The sequence below is a fragment of the Vibrio sinaloensis DSM 21326 genome (assembly GCF_000189275.1).
In the GTDB taxonomy this organism is placed as follows: domain Bacteria; phylum Pseudomonadota; class Gammaproteobacteria; order Enterobacterales; family Vibrionaceae; genus Vibrio; species Vibrio sinaloensis.
Map to the genome: position 1 here is coordinate 145,538 of NZ_AEVT01000056.1, position 20,533 is coordinate 166,070.

The following is a 20,533-nucleotide window of genomic DNA, read 5'->3' on the forward strand; positions in this document are numbered from 1 at the left end:
ATTACAACACCAAGATTCGAGATCACACGCGCAGCATAAAACACCACTGTAAGTCATTGTATTTACGGGAGGTCATAAAGAACAAACTCCCGATCAACTCGACTTTCAAAACGGTTACAAATGTAATTGGCAGAGGTGTTCGATGTGTTTCTTAATCGATGATGTGTTGATGATTTACGGAGACACAAATGTTAGTGGTTATAGTGCGCCATAGTTTAAGTTACAACGTGACGCGCAGGAGAGATGCTTCTATTGGTTAACGTAAGAGAGGATTTAGGAATTGATAAAAGAGAGGATGAGCGCCCTAGCCTATGCTAAGACGCGTTAAGATCTTACTTGCTATCAGCGTCCGCTTTCGCTTGTTGGCGAATGTTGTCCGCGACAATCTTAATGGCTTGAGCAGTGCTGATACCTTCTGCCATTAGCTTTTGAATCTCTTCAACAGCTTTTTGTTGTTCTTCATGGGAAAGAGGTGGTAAATCATCAAACATAAAAAAGGCTCCGTACTTTCGTAGGAGCCGACTATATTATGCTTTGTTCGCTAAAGCTAGCAGTCTTAGTAACTCGTCAGGAAGTTAACGTAAGCACCCATGGAATTTTCGTTAGTGTAGCTCGCACCAATATCAAGTTGGAACAGGTTGAGTGGTGAAATTCCAATACCCGCTGTAATGGTATCATCTTGATTTTCATAGGCGAGATTACGCTTCCACCCTGCTCTCAGTTTGAGCTGACGCAGGATATCAATCTCACCACCTACGCGTAACATTTGCGTATTGTCATCGAAATTAGTGTATCGCTCTTCTTCATTGAGGTCGTAATCGACGCTTAATGTGGCGTAATCAGCAACTAGACCTGCGCCAACAGTGTAGAGTGGACGCATTTGGTATGAGTATGAAATCGGTGCAAACGTTCGGGACTGAGTACCGTCGATGGTCGATGTCACCGTCTGCCCAGCTATTTCATCTGTCTCGATGTCTCGTTTCATTAAGTTCGTTGCGCTAATACCGACACGGAATGGTCCTCTAAACCATACAAAGCCAGCATCCATATTAAACATGGTTTCACCGGTTCCATTATCACGAACTTTAGTAATATCGTAATCATCAAGGTTAGCGGTATAGACAAATGTATAGATTCTCTGCAGCTTAGGCGTTATACCAAAGGCAATATGCTGACCAAGGAAAGTTTGATATTTAGCGAGAGAGATCCCCACTTCTGTAACGCCGACACTCACGGCATTTACTGCGCTGAGTTCCGCATTAATCGCATCATTTAATGCTGGAGTCGCCGAATTGGCACCATCCCAGATATCCGTTTGAGCAAATGATTCTGCGTATGCTTTGCCGAACACGTTTGCTGCCACAAATCGATTAGGGATTGCGAAGGCAACCACACCGCCAAGTTCTAGTTTGGCAATATCACCCGTAAGATCATCGAGAACACCACCAACTTGAGAAACATTAGAAAGATCGCCTCCAGAGATCTCTGCGATCAAATCCGCAGCATCTTCTAGATCAGAGACCATGTTGTGCTCATCGCTGTAAGATAAACCGATACTAGGCGTGATCATTCCAACGTCGTCATTACGTCGATAAATAGCAGTTAACGCCGGATTGTAGAAAGGTGCAGTTAGAAAGTTAGCTGACACGACTCCCACACCACCCATTGCATCACCTCGAGCTTCAATTGCGTAATTAGCAGCAGAAACGGAAGTCGTACAAAGTGCGATAGAAAGTGGTAAGTACTTGATTGAATTTTTCATGTCGATATAAACGCTTTGATTCCCTTGAGCTTATATCGACATATTGTGGTGCAACTTTAACTATTCCTCTAGTGAAACATCATATGTTTTACTGATTATTTGGGACTGCTCTACAATTATTGGGCCTTGCCAGCGAGAATGATTGACCGATACCGCAAGCACGTAGCGACCTGGCTCGACGACATTGGCGTCTAAGCTGTTTGGATAATCCGACTCATAACTCGCGTTCCACACGCGATTGTATTTACCATCAATAAAATCGTACAGTGCCGTTTCTAGCTTAGGCAGTGGGCAATGTGGATTAAGTAGCGCATTTTTTTCCACCTTCCACTGGTCCTTAGATTGCCAACGCACGCTCACCTTAGCCTTTGGCTCACCGAGTACCAGCCATGAGCTCCAAGAAGTTTGGTCAACTGCCGTCACATCAATACGGTACAACCCCATCTTCATTTTACTGTTAAGGTTATATCGCTTGGAATATTTGGTGACACTGTCACTCATCTCAGTTTGACTAAACGAGTTATCGGTAGATAGTGTTTTACTGACCCACTTGCTTAAACTGATGTCTTTAATCTGTTTATTCGACTCTACATCTATATTAGCGCGATAGGAGTCTCTGCCAGGGCTTTGCAGATCGCTACGTCTTACCGTTACACTTTTTAGCCAATCGGGTAAAGGTTTTGTATCGAGCCCTTTACCGCAGTCAAGCTCTAGAGACTGTAAAAACAACTCATTTAGATGTGGGATTAGCGTATGATTTTTTTCTAATTGCCACACTTCCACTAACGATGAAAACATGGCTGGTAAATCATCGTTGAGCAAGTGTTTGTGTGCCTGGGTTAAAGGCGTGTTGCTTTCAAACCAAGGCGCTTCTTTGGAGTGGCTGGGCGCGCTAATGGCAAGCGCGCCAATAATCGGCAGGAGTCTAAGCATTAGGCTTTCATTTTATAACCAACGCCGCGTAGAGTTTCGATTTCTAACCCTGGCAGTTTCTGGCGTAGTTGAAGAACGTGAGTATCAACAGTACGCGTGGTTGGAAAGTGATTGTAACCCCAAACATGATCTAGAAGTTCGTCACGAGTAAACACGCGACCTAAGTTACTGGCTAAAAACAACAATAGGTCAAACTCAGTACGAGTCAGAGTGATTGACTCTTCTTTGTAAAACACTTCACGTGTCGCTTTATCAATCAGTAGATGCTCTGTTTTTACTTTAGTATCATCTTGCGCATCACCCTCTGGAGCGCGAAGCTGCGCACGAATACGCGCAAACAGTTCTGCTTCTGCAAATGGTTTAGTTAAGTAGTCATTTGCGCCTGCATCTAAACCTGTAACTTTGTCTTTTACCGTAACTAACGCTGTAAGCAAAATGACAGGAACATCTTTGATCAATTTCCATTCTGGCAAATGTTGAACAGAGTCACCATCTGGCAATTGTCGATCAAGGATCACGAGATCCGCTTTATCCCAGTACTGAGCAACATCCGCGATGGTTTCGGAGTGAAAGCACTCATATCCCGCTTGTTCTAGGCTTACTAAAAGGCCATCAGCTAAGTTTTTATCGTCTTCAACGAGAAGCAGTGTCTGTTTCACAAGGTATCTCCAAAATAAACGTTGTCGGTGGCCCGATGAGTGACATTTTGCCTCCCATTCTGCCGACCATTGACTCAACGATTGTTAAACCTAAACCAAGGCCACTCTTACTCACGAAAGGTTTGCGTAGATGACGCCAATCTTTGTTACTTAGTAAGCCTTGGTCTTTAACTTTTACAGTGAGCATTTGTTTCGATGTAATCACTTCGAGTGTGACAGGAGCCACACCATATTTCACTGCATTGCGTATCAAATTATCGATACAGGTGCCAAGCCAATATACGTTTAGCTTGGCTGCGATGTCTTCGTTAATCACGAATTCAACATCGCCACAAAATTCTTCTTCGACCTTAAACTCCAGCCATTCTTGAACTGAAGGCACCCAATCAGTAGCCAGCGGTTTATTGTCGGATTGTAAATAGTCTTTGCTTGCTTCAGCAAGTTGTCTAAGCCTACGCGAGTCTTCACACAAACGGCGAAACTCATCATATACTGATTCAGGCAGTTTCTCGAATTCTCTTCGAAAACCTTCGACCGTTAACGATAGACTTGCGATCGGCGTCCTTAGTTCGTGAGTCAGTATTTGCAATACCAACATACGACTTTTGAGCTCTTGGCGCTTGGTATTCCAACGATATACAGACCAACCTAAAACCAACAGGATATTTGCGATAACCAAAGCTATCATGCTGAAACGCAAGATGTCTGAATGGTCTTCAACATCCCAACACAAATTTCCTCGCTGAACAAAACAACTTGATGAAGCACTACTTAATGTAAAGGTAAGCCCTGCTTGATCAATGTGCTTTTTCCATACTTTTTCTGGAAATACGAGATAGCTGTCACTTTGACGAAGCCAGAGCTCATTGCGCTCTAGAAACATGCTTGAACCTGCAATCAAAGCAAGCATGGTCTCTTCACTCATATTCTGGAGACGCCCCAACAAGCTGTCTTCTTTCGCCGCTGGACGCTCCTTAATATGCATATATTGTTGAAGTTTATCGGTTTTATCTGGGTGAATCTCAACATAACGACTTGCGTACGTACCACCGCCTGGATGTATTAGCGCGCTACGGGCAAACCATTTCGTACTTAAGGTATTCCCTTTACACATCGCACGAGTAAATACGAGTGGCTCCGTAATTAACGGGCTCAATGGCAGTTTCCCGGTACACTTCTGCGCTAATGAATACAAACGCTGAATATCACGCAGTGGATAAGCAGAGGTTTGCGGGAGCATTGATTCAGGTGTTAGCAGACGAGTTGGGTAATCTGACTGTAAATTACGAATATCATAAGACTCGATAGCTTGTGATTCATTGAACATATCGACAAAGTTATCGATGCGTTCTGGTAACGAGTCAGCGTAGGCTATCGTGGTGCTACCTAAAGCGAAACACACGAGTACGGTTTTGATAGTTCTGTAAATCAATGCAAAGTATCGCTAAATCATGAAGTTAGTCAGAAGAATAAAACATTATCGCAAAAATATAAATCTTGATTGCAATATCTGTGTAAATAATAAATGCAAATAAAACAAAAGAAGCCAGCGACATGCTGGCTTCTTACTTTAGCGGTGTATGTTACAGAGCTTTTGAAATAGCGTCTACACTGTCTTTTGCATCTCCAAATAGCATTTGGGTATTTTCTTTAAAGAACAATGGGTTTTGCACGCCTGCGTAGCCTGTATTCATCGAGCGCTTGAACACAATAACGTTCTTCGCGTTCCATACTTCAAGTACTGGCATACCTGCAATTGGACTGTTTGGATCTTCCTGCGCTGCAGGGTTGACCGTATCGTTCGCACCAATAACAAGAACGGTATCTGTCTCATCGAAATCATCGTTGATCTCGTCCATTTCTAGAACGATATCATAAGGTACTTTCGCCTCGGCAAGTAGAACGTTCATGTGACCAGGAAGACGACCCGCTACAGGGTGAATTCCAAATCGAACTTCGACACCTTTTGCACGAAGTTTCTCAGTGATCTCATGAACTGGGTACTGTGCTTGCGCAACCGCCATCCCGTATCCTGGAGTGATGATGACAGATTTTGAGTTTTTCAGCATATCTGCTACATCTTCAGCATTTGTTTCACGGTGCTCACCCTGCTCTACGTCATCAGAAATAACGATTTCTTGACCAAAACCACCAGCTATAACGCTCACAAACGAGCGGTTCATCGCTTTACACATGATGTACGAAAGGATCGCACCAGAAGAACCAACCAATGCACCGGTAACGATCAATAGATCATTAGCAAGCATGAAACCAGCCGCTGCTGCCGCCCAACCTGAGTACGAGTTAAGCATCGATACAACAACTGGCATATCTGCACCACCGATCGATGCAACTAAGTGATAACCAAACGCAAACGCAATCAGCGTCATCACTATCAGGGCAAACATGCTGCCATCCGCTTTAACGAAGTAGATCATTAATAGCGTTGAAACCACAATTGCAGCCAAGTTAAGCTTGTGCTTATGAGGAAGGTTTAATGGAGATGAAGAAATCACACCACGTAACTTACCGAACGCAACAATTGAACCGGTAAAGGTTACCGCACCGATAAACACACCTAAGAAAACTTCTACAAGGTGAATGACGTGAGCCGCATGCGCTTCTTGAGGGTTCAAAGAGGCGATAACTGGCGCATCAATATAGCTGTTGTAACCGACTAATACCGCGGCCATACCTACGAAACTATGAAGAATCGCAACAAGCTCTGGCATCTCAGTCATTTCTACTTTTTTCGCGTAATGGATACCGATCGCACCACCAATTGCCATGGCAACAATGATCCACGCCAGTCCTTGTGAATCAGGACCAAAGATCGTGGCGATCAATGCGATCGTCATACCTGCGATACCGTAGTAGTTACCCGCTTTTGCAGATTCCTGCTTCGATAAGCCAGCAAGGCTCAAAATAAAGAATAATGCAGCAACAATGTAAGCTGCTTGTACTAATCCTGCAGACATTCCTGTTACTCCTTAATCTTTACGGAACATTTCAAGCATGCGCTTGGTGACGGTAAACCCGCCAAAAATGTTGATACTGGCGATCAACACGGCAATAAACGCCAAAAACGAGACAGCACCATTTCCTTGCCCAATCTGCAATAGTGCGCCTACAACGATAATGCCCGAGATAGCGTTAGTTACTGACATTAAAGGAGTGTGCAATGCGTGCGTTACATTCCAAACTACGTAATAACCAACCACACATGCCAATACAAATACAGTAAAGTGAGATAGGAATGCCGCTGGTGCAACCGATGCAATCCATGCAAACGCACCAAGACCAACCGCTAAACCAGCAATCTTCTTCACAGGTGATGTTGGTTCTTCAACCTTCGGCTCTGGTTGAACTGGTTGAGCCGGTTTTTGTTCTGGCTGTGCCGATACTTGGATTGGAGGCGCAGGCCAAGTGATTTCGCCTTCTTTTACCACTGTTACGCCGCGCAATACCACATCTTCGAAATCAATGTCGATGTTGCCGTCTTTTTCTTTACACAGTAGCTTAAGAAGGTTAACCAAGTTGGTTGAATAAAGCTGAGAAGACTGTGTTGGAAGACGACCAACCATATCTGTGTAACCGACGATCTTCACACCATTGTCTGTTGTGATCACTTGGTCAGCCACTGTGTACTCACAGTTACCACCATTAGCAGCGGCTAAATCGACAATAACGCTACCCGCTTTCATGCTATCGACCATTTCTTTGGTGATCAGCTTCGGCGCTGGGCGGCCAGGAATTAACGCTGTGGTTACAATGATATCAACGTCTTTCGCCTGTTCCGCGTATAGCTCTTCGGCTTTCTTGTTGAATTCATCCGACATTTCTTTTGCATAGCCATCGCCTGCCCCAGAGTCTTCTTTAAAATCAACTTCTAAGAACTCTGCGCCCATCGACTGAACTTGCTCTTTAACTTCAGGTCGTACGTCAAAAGCACGCACAATAGCACCCAAACTTCCCGCAGCACCGATTGCAGCAAGACCCGCAACCCCAGCGCCAGCAACAAGAACTTTCGCTGGTGGTACTTTACCAGCAGCCGTAATTTGACCAGTAAAGAATCGACCGAACTCGTGCGCTGCCTCTACGACTGCACGATAACCGGCAATGTTTGCCATTGAAGAAAGTGCATCAAGCGATTGGGCTCGAGAAATACGTGGAACTGAGTCCATAGCGAGCACATTGATATTCTTACTTGATAGCTTCTCCATCAACTCGGGATTTTGTGCTGGCCAAATAAAGCTAACCAGCGTCGCTCCGTCTTTGATTAGAGCCAGTTCATCCGCGCTGTCATTGATGATTGGCGCATTCACTTTTAGGATAAGGTCTGATTCCCAAACCTGCTCTGTTGATACGATCTTCGCACCTGCACTTTCAAATGCAGCGTCATCGAAACTCGCTCGTTCCCCCGCACCAGATTCGATAGCAACTTCGAACCCTAATTTTAATAGCTGTTCAACCGACTTCGGCGAAGCAGCCACTCGCGTTTCTCCCGCGAGTATTTCTCTTGGTACACCAATTTGCATTAGCTATTCCTTGACTATTCGCAACGATAATTGTTTTGTTTTTATCCAACCTATTTATACACTTGAAGTAATTTGTAACAAATAGACAAATTCTCATTACATATAACTGCTGGTAATGAACCATCATGCTTTTAGAACTAGTTTTTACAAGCTTTATACCACACAGCGGAGGTCAAACCAGTTGCGCAAAACGGCCGCTAAAACAATAGATTATATGTTGATAGAAAACAAAAAGAGCCATCAGCATAAACGCTAATGACTCTCAAATTTATGATGTTTGTCAACTTGAGTTGCTAAATCACTGAAAAATGTTCTCGCCCATTTGATCGATAAACATCTGTGCTTTCTTCAGCATAAACTCGTCAGCATCGGATTGTGTCGCAAGTACGTCAGATCGAATAAAACGATGGGTCTTCGTTTCACCGTCGATCTCCTTGGTAATACGCCCGGCGATGCGAAACTGACCACCTTCCGAGATGGCTTCTTGATAGATCAAAAAACCTTTATATTCGACTGGTGTAACTTCTACCGTAGGTTTTGGCTCTTTAGCTCCGCCAAATAAGCGAGAAAACAGTCCCACACATGCTCCTTGTTATTTTTTATCTTTACTGAGAATCGGTTTTTCGAACCATTCGAGCTCAACATCATCGTCAAACTTGGGTTTACTGAAAATAACCGGTATTTCATCGTTACGATTTTTCCGACGATCGTCGACTACCATTGTTTGTGCGGCTGCTACTGCATTCTCCGCGTACTCTTTGAGAGTAACCAAACGTTCTTCAGGTAGGGCTGACAAAAAATCAATGTCGTGCCTTATGTATACGGGTCTCAATTGGCTAAGCGCTAAGCAAGCGAGATCCGCAAGTTGTTCATGGTCAAACTGCTCACTGAATTCTGGCTTTGCGAGTACTTGTCCTACTAAAGTTTCCATATAGTTATGAACATCCACACTAATTTGCATATACTCTAACTCCTATTCACTACCTTTTTTATTCTTGTAAGGTCAAAGCCAACTATACTGACAATATCAACTGAGGTCTTGTTTTGTATGATAATTGTTCACACACTCAGTTTTCATCTATAAGTTTAGTAAAAAGCTTGGAAAATCATCAAATCAAAGTATTCTAAGCACGTATATTTACTTTTTAATTAATAGGCTTAGGCTAGGTTCAATGTCATTTTCGATCGTCACTACGCATTGGTTTCGTTTGACGTTTCCACTATTACTGTTGGCGTTTATCTATTTCGGGCTTGATTCGGCAATCAGTTTTACCAGATCCAATCTGGGAATTTTATCTGACCTTCCGTTTGCCCTCTTTGCCTGCTGCCTGTTACTCTCACAAGCCTTCAAACAAAGCCGAATTGCTATGGTATCGGCGGCTATGCTTGCCGCTTACTGGTTTATCCAATATCGACTTCAATCCCCACTATCGTCTGGTACTACCATTTTAGAGCTTTCTCTATTGGCGGCACTGCTTCCGGTTTCGTTGGCATTAGTATTTAGCCACAAGAATGATGCACTGATCTCGCGCTCTTTTGTTCTGTACCTGCTTACGTTAGCCATGCTAGTGGGTTGGTGCTACCTTATACTGACTCACTTCTATGAGGGCGGATTCGACGACATAAACAATACGTTTCTTTTCGTTGTCCCAAGCGTGTCAAAGATCCCATTTATATTAGTGGTTTACTCGGTAGCAATGGTACTTACTTTTGCTATCTGTGTCGCAAGCATGAATCGCATTATTGATGTTGTCGTCTATTCAGCAGCGCTTTTAGCCTCGATAACCTTCGTCTATTTCCATATTCCTTACATCTCCAGCATGATGTTCTCCTTGTCTGGAATCTTATTGCTGATCTATTTGTTTTCAGCGAGCTACGAGCTAGCGTTTAAAGATCGCCTAACTGATATTCCAGGACGTTTAGCCCTTGAGAACGATCTGCGTTATTTGGGCAAGAGATACACCATCGCAATGATTGATATCGACCACTTCAAGAGCTTCAACGATACGTATGGTCACGATACAGGTGACGATGTCCTTAGATTAGTCGCAAGTAAAATGAAAGGAATTGGCGGTGGTGCGAGAATTTACCGTTATGGTGGAGAAGAATTTACCGTACTGTTCAAAGGTAAAGACGCAGAGCAAGCGAGAGACCATCTCGAGATATTACGCACGAGTATCGAGTCTTATGAGATGATCATTCGTGATCAAGACAACCGACCAAAAGACTCAAAACTTGGGGCACAAAAGCGTAAGAGAACCAAGGATGGCGAGATTGTAAATATCACCATTAGTATCGGTGTGTGTGACAGTCGTGAGGTTAAAGAGGTATCAGCAGTAATGAAACAGGCTGATGAAGCGCTTTACAAGGCTAAGTCTCTGGGCAGAAACCAAGTCTGTTTAACTTAATCCGTTTGATTGAAGAAAAACACGATACTGCCTCCCTTCAGCGCGCTCCCATAATTGATATTGAGTCCGATGCCGATATTGTCGATCAGGTTAGATTTGAACGGAGGCGTCATCAACCACCCCACAGATCCTTCGTAATAGTGCTCTGTGCCTAACGGGTCGCTAGTGTCGCCACCAATATCAATTCGTCGAATACTAGTATAGAGCGACTGCAAACTCTTGCCCCAATGGTTTACATTGTAGTAGGCCTCAAGGCCATTCCCCATATACCAGCCTTCCGGATTACCAACATCCCCACCATTGGCTTTTCCCCAGCCCATGCCGTAAAAATAGTGGAAAGAGGACGAAAAGTTCCAACTGCCCCAATCTTTGACATGCGTATATTTGGCTTCAACACTTGGCTCATAACTCAGTGCCCATGCGTCAGTATTGAACAAAACACCATCGAATATTGGCTTAATAATCGCCTGCGAGAGATCACTACGATAATCATGGTGGTTTTTAAAATACTGCAGGTGTACGCCTATACTTGGAGTGACGCTCCATTGTTCGTTGAGTGAAAATTGGTACTGATAGGCAGCATAACCACCTAGAATATACTCATCGTTATGGTCTTTGGCTTCATTTGAAAAGATGGAGAAGTCCTGGCGAGAGCGGACTACGGAGAAACGCGTAAAAACTCGTTGCTGATTGTTGGCTGACGGCTCACTCAGTTCAAAGGTATAAGGGATTGTTGTGATCGCCATTTCCTGACGACGCTGCACTGATTGATCCGAGCCTATTTGCTCGTTCTTCAAATTGAACCAATCATTAGGGTCAAAATCATGAATGCCGACAGTAAACACATCACTGTCGGTTAACACAATGGATGTTGCGAATGCTTGCTCGAGATAATTTCGAGCAAAGTCACTGGCCCCAACAGGAAAAGCTGCGATGCTGCTCAAGCCTATAAGGGTGCAACGATGGAAGCGATTCATATCTTAACAACGTAATTTGAATATCTATGGAACAACGACGCTATTGTGCAAGGTAGTAGCAATTTCTGCCAGACTCTTTTGCTCGATACAAAGCTTGGTCTGCACTGTGATATAAAGACTCTGCACTTTCTCGACCAGTAGGATTGATAAACAATAAGCCTTGTGACACCGTCACAGAATTAGCTACGCCACTGAACTCGTGGACAAGTGCTAGACTCTCCAACCTTTGTTGAATTCTTTGCGCATCACGAATCAGTTTATCTTGATCAGTATGACTGAGCAGAACCACAAACTCTTCGCCACCATAGCGCCCTACAAGCTCACCATTTCGAACAAAGAGCTCTCTTAACGCAGTAGCGATTTCTACTAAACACTTATCGCCTTGTATATGACCATAATTGTCGTTGTAGGCTTTGAAATGGTCGACATCAAGCAGAATCAAACTTAGTGGCATTCCATGGCGACCATGAATGGCGATCATCTCACTGAGCTTTTCATCAATAAAACGTCGGTTCTTAACTTTAGTTAATCCATCTTCTTGAGCAAGCTTAGCAAGCTCTTCATTCGCTTTTGCAAGCGCCGCAGACTTCTGCTTCAGCTCACGTCTCATAAAGGCAATGCGTTGCATCGCAATCAGTTTTGAATTTAAAACGGTTTTATCAACGGGTTTGATTAGGTAGTCATCGCCACCAGCTTCGATCGCTTGGGCGATCATTGTTGGCTCATCATGACTACTTAAAAATATGATAGGTACCCAATCTGGATAAAGGTCACGAATCTTGCTAGATAGCTCAAAACCATTCATGTTCGGCATGGAAATATCCAAGAGGATAAGCTCTGGCTCGAACTCTGGGTAAATTTCTAATGCCTGCTCCCCAGACGCTGCCATTTCTACTGTATGACCTAGCTGTTTTAAGCGAATAGCAAGCTGCATACGCTCCATCTGCACGTCATCAACCAGCAAAATTTTCATTGAAGAACCAGAGACTTGTATCATATTGGCGAAGGCTATCCACTGTGACTTGTTATATGCAAATGATACTTCAGCATACGAGTTTCAGCCAACTATGGTTGACTTTTATTGACAGTTTTTTACGATAGCGCGGTTATACACACACTTTAAGAGAAAAAATAATGTCTGACGTTAATCAAACAGAACAAGAAACTGTCGATCTTGCTACAGTTTCAGCCGAACTTCGCCAAGTGATTGAATTTGATGAGGTACCAGAGGCGATGCATAACATGGTGACGTCGATTCACGAAGTGTCTGAAGACGCCGTTCGCGAAGCATGGAATGAACTTCCAAAAAGTGCGCAGAACGTACTGGATAACTTCGAACAGTTCCACGCACTGATTTCAGTAAGCCAAGCTTTTGCTGGTATCAACGTTATGGAAGAGTTTCCAACTCTGAACCTGCCTGAAGGTATGACAGACGAGCAGAAAGAAGAGTACCGTGCACAACTTCTAGATCAAGTGCTGCACAACTGTGTGAAAGATATGGTTAAACAGATCAAAAAAGCTCGTCGTGACCCTATCTTAAAACGTGATTTTACAGACGTTTTCGCTAAGTAAAAACAACGCCGCGTAATGCGGCGTTTGTTATGTAATGACAACGTCTTTTTGCGTCACACTCACGCCTTTAATCTGAGCATAAAGCTCCATGCCCTCTTTTAGGTCGAGATCATCGCGCGCCCAGGCTGTGATGGTCGCGACTAAGTAGCACTTCTCAGCCAGCTTAAGCGTCGCGGAAACACTCTGTTTGTCACTGCCATGATGATGTGTTTCAAGCCTTACAAGTTCCGCTGGCAGTACATTACGTATTGAAGTTTTACTTGGTTTATCGAGCATCAAAGAGACATCATTAGCTCTTACTTGTAGCCTAACGCGCTCACCCACTTCACCTCGAATCCGTTGTACCCACAGACTGGCGTGCTCTGCCAATTCAACTCTCGACAGCGCGTAGATCGCATTGTGCTCTACCAGAGTTCCTTCAAACAGAGAACTCTGCTCAGAAAAAGATTGCCATGGTTTCATCACTTTAGAGGACCAAACGGCTTCAAGGGTACCGCAGGCCGCCACTTTACCGTTATCAATGACAACCAAGTTTTCTGCAAGCTGCAGCACTTCATTTAAACTGTGAGAAACATAGAGTATTGGAATATCAACGTTACTAGCGAGCTGCTCTAGAAAAGGCAAGACTTCTCGTTTACGCGGCAAGTCTAAGGAAGCTAACGGTTCATCCATCAATAATATGTTAGGTTTAGAGAGCAAAGCTCGGCCTATCGCGACACGCTGCTTTTCCCCTCCCGAAAGCTGATTTGGAAAACGATCTAACAGATCATTCAATGCCAACAACTCAACTATTTGCCTAAAATATCGTTCATCTTTACTCGAAGCGCCATAAAGTAGATTGCCTTTAACGCGAAAGTGTGGAAACAAACGAGAATCTTGAAATACATACCCTACTTTTCTTTGGTAAGTAGGTACGTTAATCGCAAGTTGGGAGTCAAACAACGTATGGCCATTAATCGTAATCTCGCCTGAATCAGGGGTCTTTAGTCCGGCAATGGCGTTAATCAAGGACGTTTTACCTGAGCCAGACCGACCAAACACCGCGGTGATCCCTTTCGCCGGTAGCGTAAGATCAATATCAAAAGACTGGCTACCAAGCGCTTGTTGGTACTTCACAATTAGGCTCATGTTAACGTCCCCCTAAGCGGCGATTGCTGTAACGAGCCAGCCATTCTGATGCCATCATAGAAGCCAAAGCAATAATGATAGAGATGACGCATAAACGCATGGCGTCTGATTCTGCACCCGGCGTTTCAATAAAACTGTACATCGCAAGAGGAATGGTTTGCGTTTCTCCGGGAATATTGGACACAAAGCTAATTGTTGCGCCAAACTCACCAAGACTACGAGCGAAAGAGAGCATAGTGCCCGTAATAATTCCTGGAATGATTAAAGGTAAAGTCACCGTAAAAAACACTTTAAAGGGTGATGCCCCAAGGGTTGCTGCCGCTTGTTCAAGCTTATGGTCGACGCTTTCTAAACTTAAGCGTATTGAACGTACCATTAACGGAAGAGCAACAACAATACAGGCGATGACCGCCCCTTTCCAATTAAATGAAAATACCAAATCAAAACGTTCATACAACCATTGGCCAATAAAACCCTGTCGACCCATAGAGATCAGCAACAGATAGCCGATAACGACCGGAGGCAATACCAACGGAAGATGGACTAAGCTATCTAATAGGCTTTTACCGACAAAGCTTTTCTTGGCTAACAACCAAGCTAATCCAATGCCAATCGGAATCAACCACAGTATGGTGTAGCTCGCGACTTTTAGACTCAGCAAGAGCGCTTCAATTTCGTAATCAGTCAGCACGTACATTTCCTGAATCAAAGCCATATTTACCAAACACTTTTATCGCAGACTCACTTCGCAAGTAACGAGCGAATTCGAGAGTTGCTTCTTTCTCATTTAGTGTGGCGAGCGGGTAAACAATAGGATCATGTGTCTGCTCTGGAAAAACAGCCAAGGTTACAACCTTATCACTCAGCATCGCATCAGTTTGATATACCACTGCCAATGGTGCTTCTTGGCGTTCTACCAAAGTAAGAGCAATACGCACATTATTGGTTGGGGCCAACTGTTTGTTAAGCAATGACCACACACCCATGTGTTCAAGTGACTGCTTAGCGTAGATACCCGCTGGTACTGCATTAGGCATACCAATGGCTAGCCTTCCTTTGCCAAGTGCACGTTGCCACTGACTGGAATCAGTGAGTTCAAAACTCTCCGCTGAGCCTGTTGGAGCGACCAACACCAATTTGTTTTCGACCAAATTTGTGACAGCGTCACCTGCGACAACATTAGACTCGACAAGGTAGGTCATCCACTTCTCGTTGGCCGAGATAAACAAATCGGCGGGTGCGCCATTGGTAAGCTGACGTGCTAACGACGAGCTACCAGCAAATACAGTCGTAACATCAATACCGTGTTGGCTCTCAAACTGACTGGCTAATTCATTAACGACATTCGTCAATGACGAGGCAGCATAAACTCTGAGTTTTTCTTTCGCACTAACACTAAGCGGTGAAAGTGCGATCACGGCACATAATAGTGAATGGGTTAACTTCATGAATTACAGTTCCAGACTTGGCCAAAGCAAGGATAAATCTAAGTGTTCTTCTACCGCGTCAGCGATACGATTGATCGCCTTCTCTTGATTCAGCTTGTGATCAACTTGAACAACATCACTGACACCAACCCATTTAGCAATAGAAGTCACTGCATCAGGGCTGTCAAAGATACCATGTAAATAGGTACCAAACACTTGATTACAATCACTGATAGCACCGTCTAACCTACCACCTTGGAGTAATATTGGTGCATCGTGCCCAACCTCGGTTACGCCCGCGTGAATTTCGTAGCCGCTGACCGCGATTGCATCTCCCGCAAGGTTAAGCGTTCCTGACACATTGGAAAGTTGTTTATTTGCTGCAAGCTCTGTTTCGATATCGAGATACCCGAGTCCAGCAGAACACCCAGCCTCACCTTCTATACCTAAAGGATCAGAAATGATCCTTCCCAACATCTGATAACCACCGCAAATCCCCATGACTTTTCCGCCTAGGCGTATATGCCGAGCAATATCTGAATCCCAGCCCTGTGACCGCAAGTAATCGAGATCATCTCTTACTGCTTTAGAGCCCGGAAGAATCACAAGGTCGGCGTGTTGAATCGGCTCCCCTTGCCCTACGAAACGCAAGTCAATATCTGGGTTAGAGCGCAATGCATCGAAGTCTGTATGATTGCTAATGCGAGGAAATACCGGTACAACAACATGCAGCTTGGTCGCATTGGAGGCAACTTGCTGATTATTGATGGCATCTTCCGCTTCCAAGTCAAAACCGTGTAAATAAGGTAAAACCCCAATCACTGGCTTAGAGGTTTTTTTCTCCAGCCACTCTAATCCCGGTTTCAGTAACTCGATATCGCCTCTAAAACGATTTATAACAAACCCTACCACGCGATCTTGTTCTGATTGTGATAATAACGCTAGCGTCCCGTATAGGTGGGCAAAAACACCACCTTTATCAATATCAGCGATAATGATTACTGGCACATCCGCCTCTTCAGCAAAACCCATGTTCGCAATGTCGTTTTCACGTAAGTTAATCTCAGCAGGACTGCCTGCACCCTCGATAACAACACTGTCAAACTCGTTTTGTAGCTTGGCAAAAGACTCTAGAACAAAAGGAAGTGCAAATTGCTTATAGCTTTGGTAGCCGATGGCGTTCATATCAGCTACCGCCTTTCCTTGTACAATCACCTGCGCACCTGTATCGGTACACGGCTTGAGGAGTACAGGATTCATGTCGACTGTAGGCGTCACTCCTGCCGCTATGGCTTGTACATACTGAGCTCGGCCAATCTCACCACCATCCGCAGTTACCGCACTATTGAGTGCCATATTCTGCGATTTAAATGGTGCCACGTGAACATTCTTCCTTGCCATAACACGGCATAAAGCTGCCACCAGAACACTTTTACCTGCGTCTGACGTCGTCCCTTGGACCATAAGCGCTTTGTGAGTAGGCTGCATATTGAATACTTGATGATAATTGTATGATTAGAAAAGATAATAGCGGTTTTCCGCACGATAAGACAATAAATGAATCGAATATGAATGTTGCTCTCACTACGGGTTCAAATCCAGTGTTGTTTAATAGCGACATCAACAAACAACAGTCACGAGAACAATGATGAAAATTAAATCACTTATCCTAGCGACAGCAGCGACACTGGTTATGGCTCCAACGATGGCATTGGCTAAAGACAACCATCAACACAACAGTATTCAATACAACGGACCGGTTGATGTGGTGACAGTAGAGTCATTACTGCAAGATACCGGGCATTTTGTCGAAAAAGATGTCGTGGTTGAAGGTCACCTACTTCGCCAGATTCGTCACGACGAATTTGTCTTTTCTGATGGCAAAGCAGAGATCCAAGTCGAACTGGATGATGATATCCATTTAACACAGCCTCTCGATGCATCAACAAAAGTACGTCTTTATGGTGAATACGAAGGTGGGAATACCCCAGAAATTGAAGTAGACCACATTCAAATTCTGTAAAACTGTTTCATTATCCGACAATTACGTTAGTATTTGGCTTGTATATTGCAAGCCAAATACATAGTCAAAAAAATGATGTAAGTCGGAGACTGCTTTGAAAAAGTTTATTCTAGCAAGCGCAATGGTATGTGCAGGCTTTACGGGGATGGCACAAGCCAACAATTTTAATTACACCTATGGCGAGCTTCGTACTTCCATAGGCCCTGAAAGTACAGGTATCGAAGTCAGTACGTTTTTAACGGAAAACTCACACCTTATTGCACGCGTTGACTCTCAGTTCGACGGTGACTATGACCTTGCTGGCGGAATCGGCTTTAACGGCCCGGTATCACAGTTTGCAGACGTCTATGGCCAGTTACTTATCCACTACGTCGATTTTCCAGATGATTCTAGCCGTGATAACCGAACGCAAACAGAGATGAACCTCGGTGCTCGCATTTGGTTAACTGACCAAATCGAAGCAACATCGCGTATTGGTCGTAATGGTGACGCCTCAGTTTTCCACGCAGGGGTTCGATTCCACTCCACTGAGCAACTGTCGCTTTCGGCAGAAACTCGCAACAACGGTTTATATGGCCCTCAAATTACTATGTCCGTTAGGTTTCAATTATAAAAAACAGGCGCCTACTTGGCGCCTGTTTTCTTTGATAGATTCCAAATGTTAGTTCGAAACCGCTCGAACAACAATCTTTCTCGGGACTAACTCAACACCGGCCTGATAACGCTTAGAAGCAGCATTTAGAGCCAGTGCCATTGCGCTGTCAGCAATCAATTCAAACTGTTGAGGTAGCGAATTGATTTTGACAGGTAAAAAGTCGAGTAAGCGATTATCACCAAATGTCGCTATATTGAGTTTCCCAACCAGTTCAGGGTGATCTAATAACACATCTAATACACCTTCAAGCAAAGTGTAGGATGTGGTGACGATGGCATCCGGTAAGGTGCTATTGTCTAGCCATTGACGAAGTACGGTTTCCCCTGACTGACGATTAAAGTGTTCACCATAACCCACCATTGATTTCACACCTGCTTGCTTGGTCGCAGATAGAAAGCCAAGCTCACGCTCTCTAGAGATATTTAGGTCAGGAAGAGCACCAATCAGACCAATACTAGTGACGCCGTCACATAAAACGGACTCTGTCAGCTCATTCGCCGCCCCAAAATCCTCACTTATAACACAAGAAAAGTGTTCGTCGTCTAACGGACGGTCAAGTGCAATTACCGGCGTGCCCTTATTTTGAAGCTCCAGATAAAAGTCACTCGCGTCAGGGATGACACTAGCAACAAACAACGCATCAATCTTTCGACTCACTAACGCTTGAACGACTTGTGTTTCGGTTGATGGGTCATCGTCTGAACATGCAATCAAGATCTGATACCCTGCTCTACGCGAGTTTTGCTCCAATAGCTTAGCCAGTCTTGCATAACTGGTGTTTTCTAAATCCGGAATGATTAGGCCAAACGATCGGCTCTGTCCTGCACGCAATGTCGATGCCGCAAGGTCTGGTCGATAGTTATGCTCTTCAACAACAGCCATCACACGACGTTGTGTTTTCTCACTTATACGGTACTTCTGCGACTTACCGTTGATTACATAACTTGCTGTAGTTTTGGAAACGCCCGCTAGTTTGGCGACTTCATCCAGTGTCATATCCTGTACCTTGTTCTGTGCGCGGGATCATAATAATACATTAAAGATCCAACCTTAAGTTGAAGTATATGCTGAACCGATTCAGTATAAAAGCTGAAAGGATTCAGCAAAACTTAAAAGTTGATGGCGATCACCGTAATTAACCAATAGGTACGTGATTAGCTAATTCAATATAGCGATATAGAACAACAGGTTTTGCCGAATTCTTTTAATTACATCTTTTTGCTGAATCGATTCAGTCAAATTAGGTAAACAAATTAGGTCCAAGTGCACGAGATGCGCAATACGGTAATGAGAAATTTAAAAGCTGGAGAAGCCCCATGCTTAAGTTAACCCCAAGTGATATCACCTTATCTCAAACTGCTGACGATAAACTCGCCGCAATCCGAAACATCGCCCTAAGCTTGAGCGATAAAGAGTTAGTTGATAATGGTTATGTAGAAGGAATGCTTAATCGAGAAGCTCAAAACTCGACCTACCTCGGTAACGGAATCGCTATTCCACATGGCACTACTGATACGCGCTCTATGGTAAACACAACCGGGGTTGCCATTCACCACTTCCCAGAAGGCGTTAATTGGGGTGATGGCAACACCGCCTATGTTGCCATTGGTATCGCAGCCAAATCTGATGAGCACCTAAGTATCCTAAAGCAACTCACCAAAGTGTTAGCGGCTGATGGTGTTGAATCCAAACTTCGTCAAGCCACCAGCAAAGAAGAGATCATTGCTCTTCTTCAAGGCAACGTTCAGCTAGAAGCGGATTTGGACGCCGCCTTGATCCAGGTGCAATTCCCGGCCAGCGACATGGTACAAATGAGTGCGGTAGCTGCCGGATTAATCAAGAACGCGGGCAATGCACAGAGTGAATTTGTTGCAGATTTAGTGACAAAGTCACCAACTCATCTAGGACAAGGCTTGTGGTTAGTAGGAAGTAATAAAGCCGTATCCCGAACCGCGGTATCTTATGTCTCCACGGCGAATGATTGCGAGTTTGAAGGCCAGCCTGTAAAAGGTTTGGTCGCCTTTGCCGCGTGTAACGACGCACATGCCTCTATCTTAGCCAACCTATCGCGCATTGTTTTTCAAGGTAATCAAGAGCAGTTACTGCACGCAGATAACACGCAAGTAGTCGAATTACTATCAGGTAACACTGTCACCCAAGAACAAGAAAAAGGCAACCAAGCAACCTTTAAAATTAAAAATGCCCACGGACTTCACGCACGACCTGGCGCTATGCTGGTTGCAGAGGCCAAAAAGTTTGAGTCTAACATTCGCGTTTCTAACCTAGATGGTGACGGAAAAGCAGTTAACGCCAAAAGCTTAATGAAAGTCATCGCTCTTGGGGTTAAACATGGCCATCAATTGCAATTTTCAGCTGAAGGACCAGATGCTGCATTGGCACTGGAATCGATAGGTAAAGCGATTGCTTCCGGTTTGGGTGAGGGTTAAGAAG

Annotated in this window: 21 protein-coding genes; 5 read left to right on the forward strand and 16 right to left on the reverse strand. The window is 44.3% G+C overall.

The features are described from left to right. Nucleotides 1–332: 332 nt before the first annotated feature. From RH45_RS22920 to RH45_RS08465, 9 genes are all read right to left on the reverse strand, one after another. Nucleotides 333–491: a YoaH family protein gene (locus RH45_RS22920; protein WP_008076055.1), complete on the reverse strand. Its 159-nt coding sequence runs from the start codon at nucleotides 489–491 to the stop codon at nucleotides 333–335. Nucleotides 492–556: 65 nt separating this feature from the next. Beyond that, on the reverse strand, nucleotides 557–1,762 hold the full coding sequence (locus tag RH45_RS08430) for a conjugal transfer protein TraF (protein WP_008076056.1): 1,206 nt from the start codon (nucleotides 1,760–1,762) through the stop codon (nucleotides 557–559). A gap of 60 nt (nucleotides 1,763–1,822) precedes the next feature. Then, the gene (locus RH45_RS08435; protein WP_008076057.1) at nucleotides 1,823–2,695 is read right to left on the reverse strand and encodes a DUF2861 family protein; all 873 of its coding nucleotides are present in this window, start codon (nucleotides 2,693–2,695) and stop codon (nucleotides 1,823–1,825) included. Further along, nucleotides 2,695–3,354: a response regulator transcription factor VxrB gene (vxrB, locus tag RH45_RS08440; RefSeq protein ID WP_008076058.1), complete on the reverse strand. Its 660-nt coding sequence runs from the start codon at nucleotides 3,352–3,354 to the stop codon at nucleotides 2,695–2,697. The genes RH45_RS08435 and vxrB overlap by 1 nt, the downstream gene beginning before the upstream one ends. Next, nucleotides 3,329–4,783 (reverse strand): sensor histidine kinase VxrA, encoded by a 1,455-nt coding sequence (gene vxrA, locus RH45_RS08445; RefSeq protein WP_338131518.1) that lies wholly within the window; start codon nucleotides 4,781–4,783, stop codon nucleotides 3,329–3,331. The genes vxrB and vxrA overlap by 26 nt, the downstream gene beginning before the upstream one ends. Nucleotides 4,784–4,937: 154 nt before the next feature. Then, a complete protein-coding gene (pntB, locus tag RH45_RS08450) occupies nucleotides 4,938–6,332 on the reverse strand; it encodes a Re/Si-specific NAD(P)(+) transhydrogenase subunit beta (RefSeq protein WP_008076061.1) in 1,395 nt (464 codons plus the stop codon). A 12-nt stretch (nucleotides 6,333–6,344) separates the two neighbouring features. Beyond that, complete coding sequence (locus RH45_RS08455; protein WP_008076062.1) at nucleotides 6,345–7,892, reverse strand: Re/Si-specific NAD(P)(+) transhydrogenase subunit alpha; 1,548 nt, start codon at nucleotides 7,890–7,892, stop codon at nucleotides 6,345–6,347. 298 nt (nucleotides 7,893–8,190) lie between these two features. Beyond that, a complete protein-coding gene (locus RH45_RS08460) occupies nucleotides 8,191–8,472 on the reverse strand; it encodes an HlyU family transcriptional regulator (RefSeq protein WP_008076063.1) in 282 nt (93 codons plus the stop codon). Nucleotides 8,473–8,484: 12 nt separating this feature from the next. Beyond that, nucleotides 8,485–8,853, reverse strand: a complete 369-nt coding sequence (locus RH45_RS08465; RefSeq protein ID WP_008076064.1) for a late competence development ComFB family protein — start codon at nucleotides 8,851–8,853, stop codon at nucleotides 8,485–8,487. Nucleotides 8,854–9,064: 211 nt separating this feature from the next. Between RH45_RS08465 and RH45_RS08470 the strand changes: the two genes are divergently transcribed. Continuing rightward, on the forward strand, nucleotides 9,065–10,300 hold the full coding sequence (locus tag RH45_RS08470) for a GGDEF domain-containing protein (protein WP_008076066.1): 1,236 nt from the start codon (nucleotides 9,065–9,067) through the stop codon (nucleotides 10,298–10,300). On the opposite strand, the gene RH45_RS08475 is transcribed toward RH45_RS08470, so the two are convergent. Next, nucleotides 10,297–11,277, reverse strand: coding sequence for a Solitary outer membrane autotransporter beta-barrel domain (locus tag RH45_RS08475; RefSeq protein WP_008076069.1), 981 nt, complete (start codon nucleotides 11,275–11,277; stop codon nucleotides 10,297–10,299). The genes RH45_RS08470 and RH45_RS08475 overlap by 4 nt on opposite strands. A gap of 40 nt (nucleotides 11,278–11,317) precedes the next feature. Beyond that, nucleotides 11,318–12,271 carry a GGDEF domain-containing response regulator gene (locus tag RH45_RS08480; protein WP_039958387.1) on the reverse strand — a complete coding sequence of 318 codons (954 nt, stop codon included), beginning with the start codon at nucleotides 12,269–12,271 and terminating at the stop codon, nucleotides 11,318–11,320. A 140-nt stretch (nucleotides 12,272–12,411) separates the two neighbouring features. Here RH45_RS08480 and RH45_RS08485 point away from each other — a divergent pair, with 140 nt between their 5' ends. Then, a complete protein-coding gene (locus RH45_RS08485; RefSeq protein WP_008076073.1) occupies nucleotides 12,412–12,849 on the forward strand; it encodes a DUF3069 domain-containing protein in 438 nt (145 codons plus the stop codon). 27 nt (nucleotides 12,850–12,876) lie between these two features. Here RH45_RS08485 and modC read toward each other — a convergent pair whose 3' ends face one another. The 4 genes from modC to RH45_RS08505 are packed head-to-tail and all read right to left on the reverse strand — an operon-like array spanning nucleotide 12,877 to nucleotide 16,892. Then, nucleotides 12,877–13,977, reverse strand: a complete 1,101-nt coding sequence (modC, locus tag RH45_RS08490) for a molybdenum ABC transporter ATP-binding protein ModC (protein ID WP_008076104.1) — start codon at nucleotides 13,975–13,977, stop codon at nucleotides 12,877–12,879. A gap of 1 nt (nucleotide 13,978) precedes the next feature. Then, entirely contained in the window at nucleotides 13,979–14,674 is a 696-nt protein-coding gene (gene modB / locus RH45_RS08495; protein WP_039958383.1) for a molybdate ABC transporter permease subunit, read from the reverse strand. After that, on the reverse strand, nucleotides 14,658–15,425 hold the full coding sequence (gene modA / locus RH45_RS08500; protein WP_008076107.1) for a molybdate ABC transporter substrate-binding protein: 768 nt from the start codon (nucleotides 15,423–15,425) through the stop codon (nucleotides 14,658–14,660). Before modA ends, modB begins: the two co-directional genes overlap by 17 nt. 3 nt (nucleotides 15,426–15,428) lie before the next feature. Next, complete coding sequence (locus RH45_RS08505) at nucleotides 15,429–16,892, reverse strand: cobyric acid synthase (protein WP_008076108.1); 1,464 nt, start codon at nucleotides 16,890–16,892, stop codon at nucleotides 15,429–15,431. Nucleotides 16,893–17,058: 166 nt separating this feature from the next. Here RH45_RS08505 and RH45_RS08510 point away from each other — a divergent pair, with 166 nt between their 5' ends. Then, complete coding sequence (locus RH45_RS08510) at nucleotides 17,059–17,427, forward strand: YgiW/YdeI family stress tolerance OB fold protein (protein ID WP_039958388.1); 369 nt, start codon at nucleotides 17,059–17,061, stop codon at nucleotides 17,425–17,427. 94 nt (nucleotides 17,428–17,521) lie between these two features. Further along, entirely contained in the window at nucleotides 17,522–18,040 is a 519-nt protein-coding gene (locus tag RH45_RS08515) for a hypothetical protein (RefSeq protein WP_008076110.1), read from the forward strand. A gap of 48 nt (nucleotides 18,041–18,088) precedes the next feature. Here the strand turns inward: RH45_RS08515 and cra are convergent, their stop codons facing one another. Beyond that, complete coding sequence (gene cra / locus RH45_RS08520; RefSeq protein ID WP_008076111.1) at nucleotides 18,089–19,078, reverse strand: catabolite repressor/activator; 990 nt, start codon at nucleotides 19,076–19,078, stop codon at nucleotides 18,089–18,091. Between the two features lie 320 nt (nucleotides 19,079–19,398). Between cra and fruB the strand changes: the two genes are divergently transcribed. Beyond that, nucleotides 19,399–20,529 carry a fused PTS fructose transporter subunit IIA/HPr protein gene (fruB, locus tag RH45_RS08525; RefSeq protein WP_008076112.1) on the forward strand — a complete coding sequence of 377 codons (1,131 nt, stop codon included), beginning with the start codon at nucleotides 19,399–19,401 and terminating at the stop codon, nucleotides 20,527–20,529. The last annotated feature ends 4 nt before the right edge of the window (nucleotides 20,530–20,533 follow it).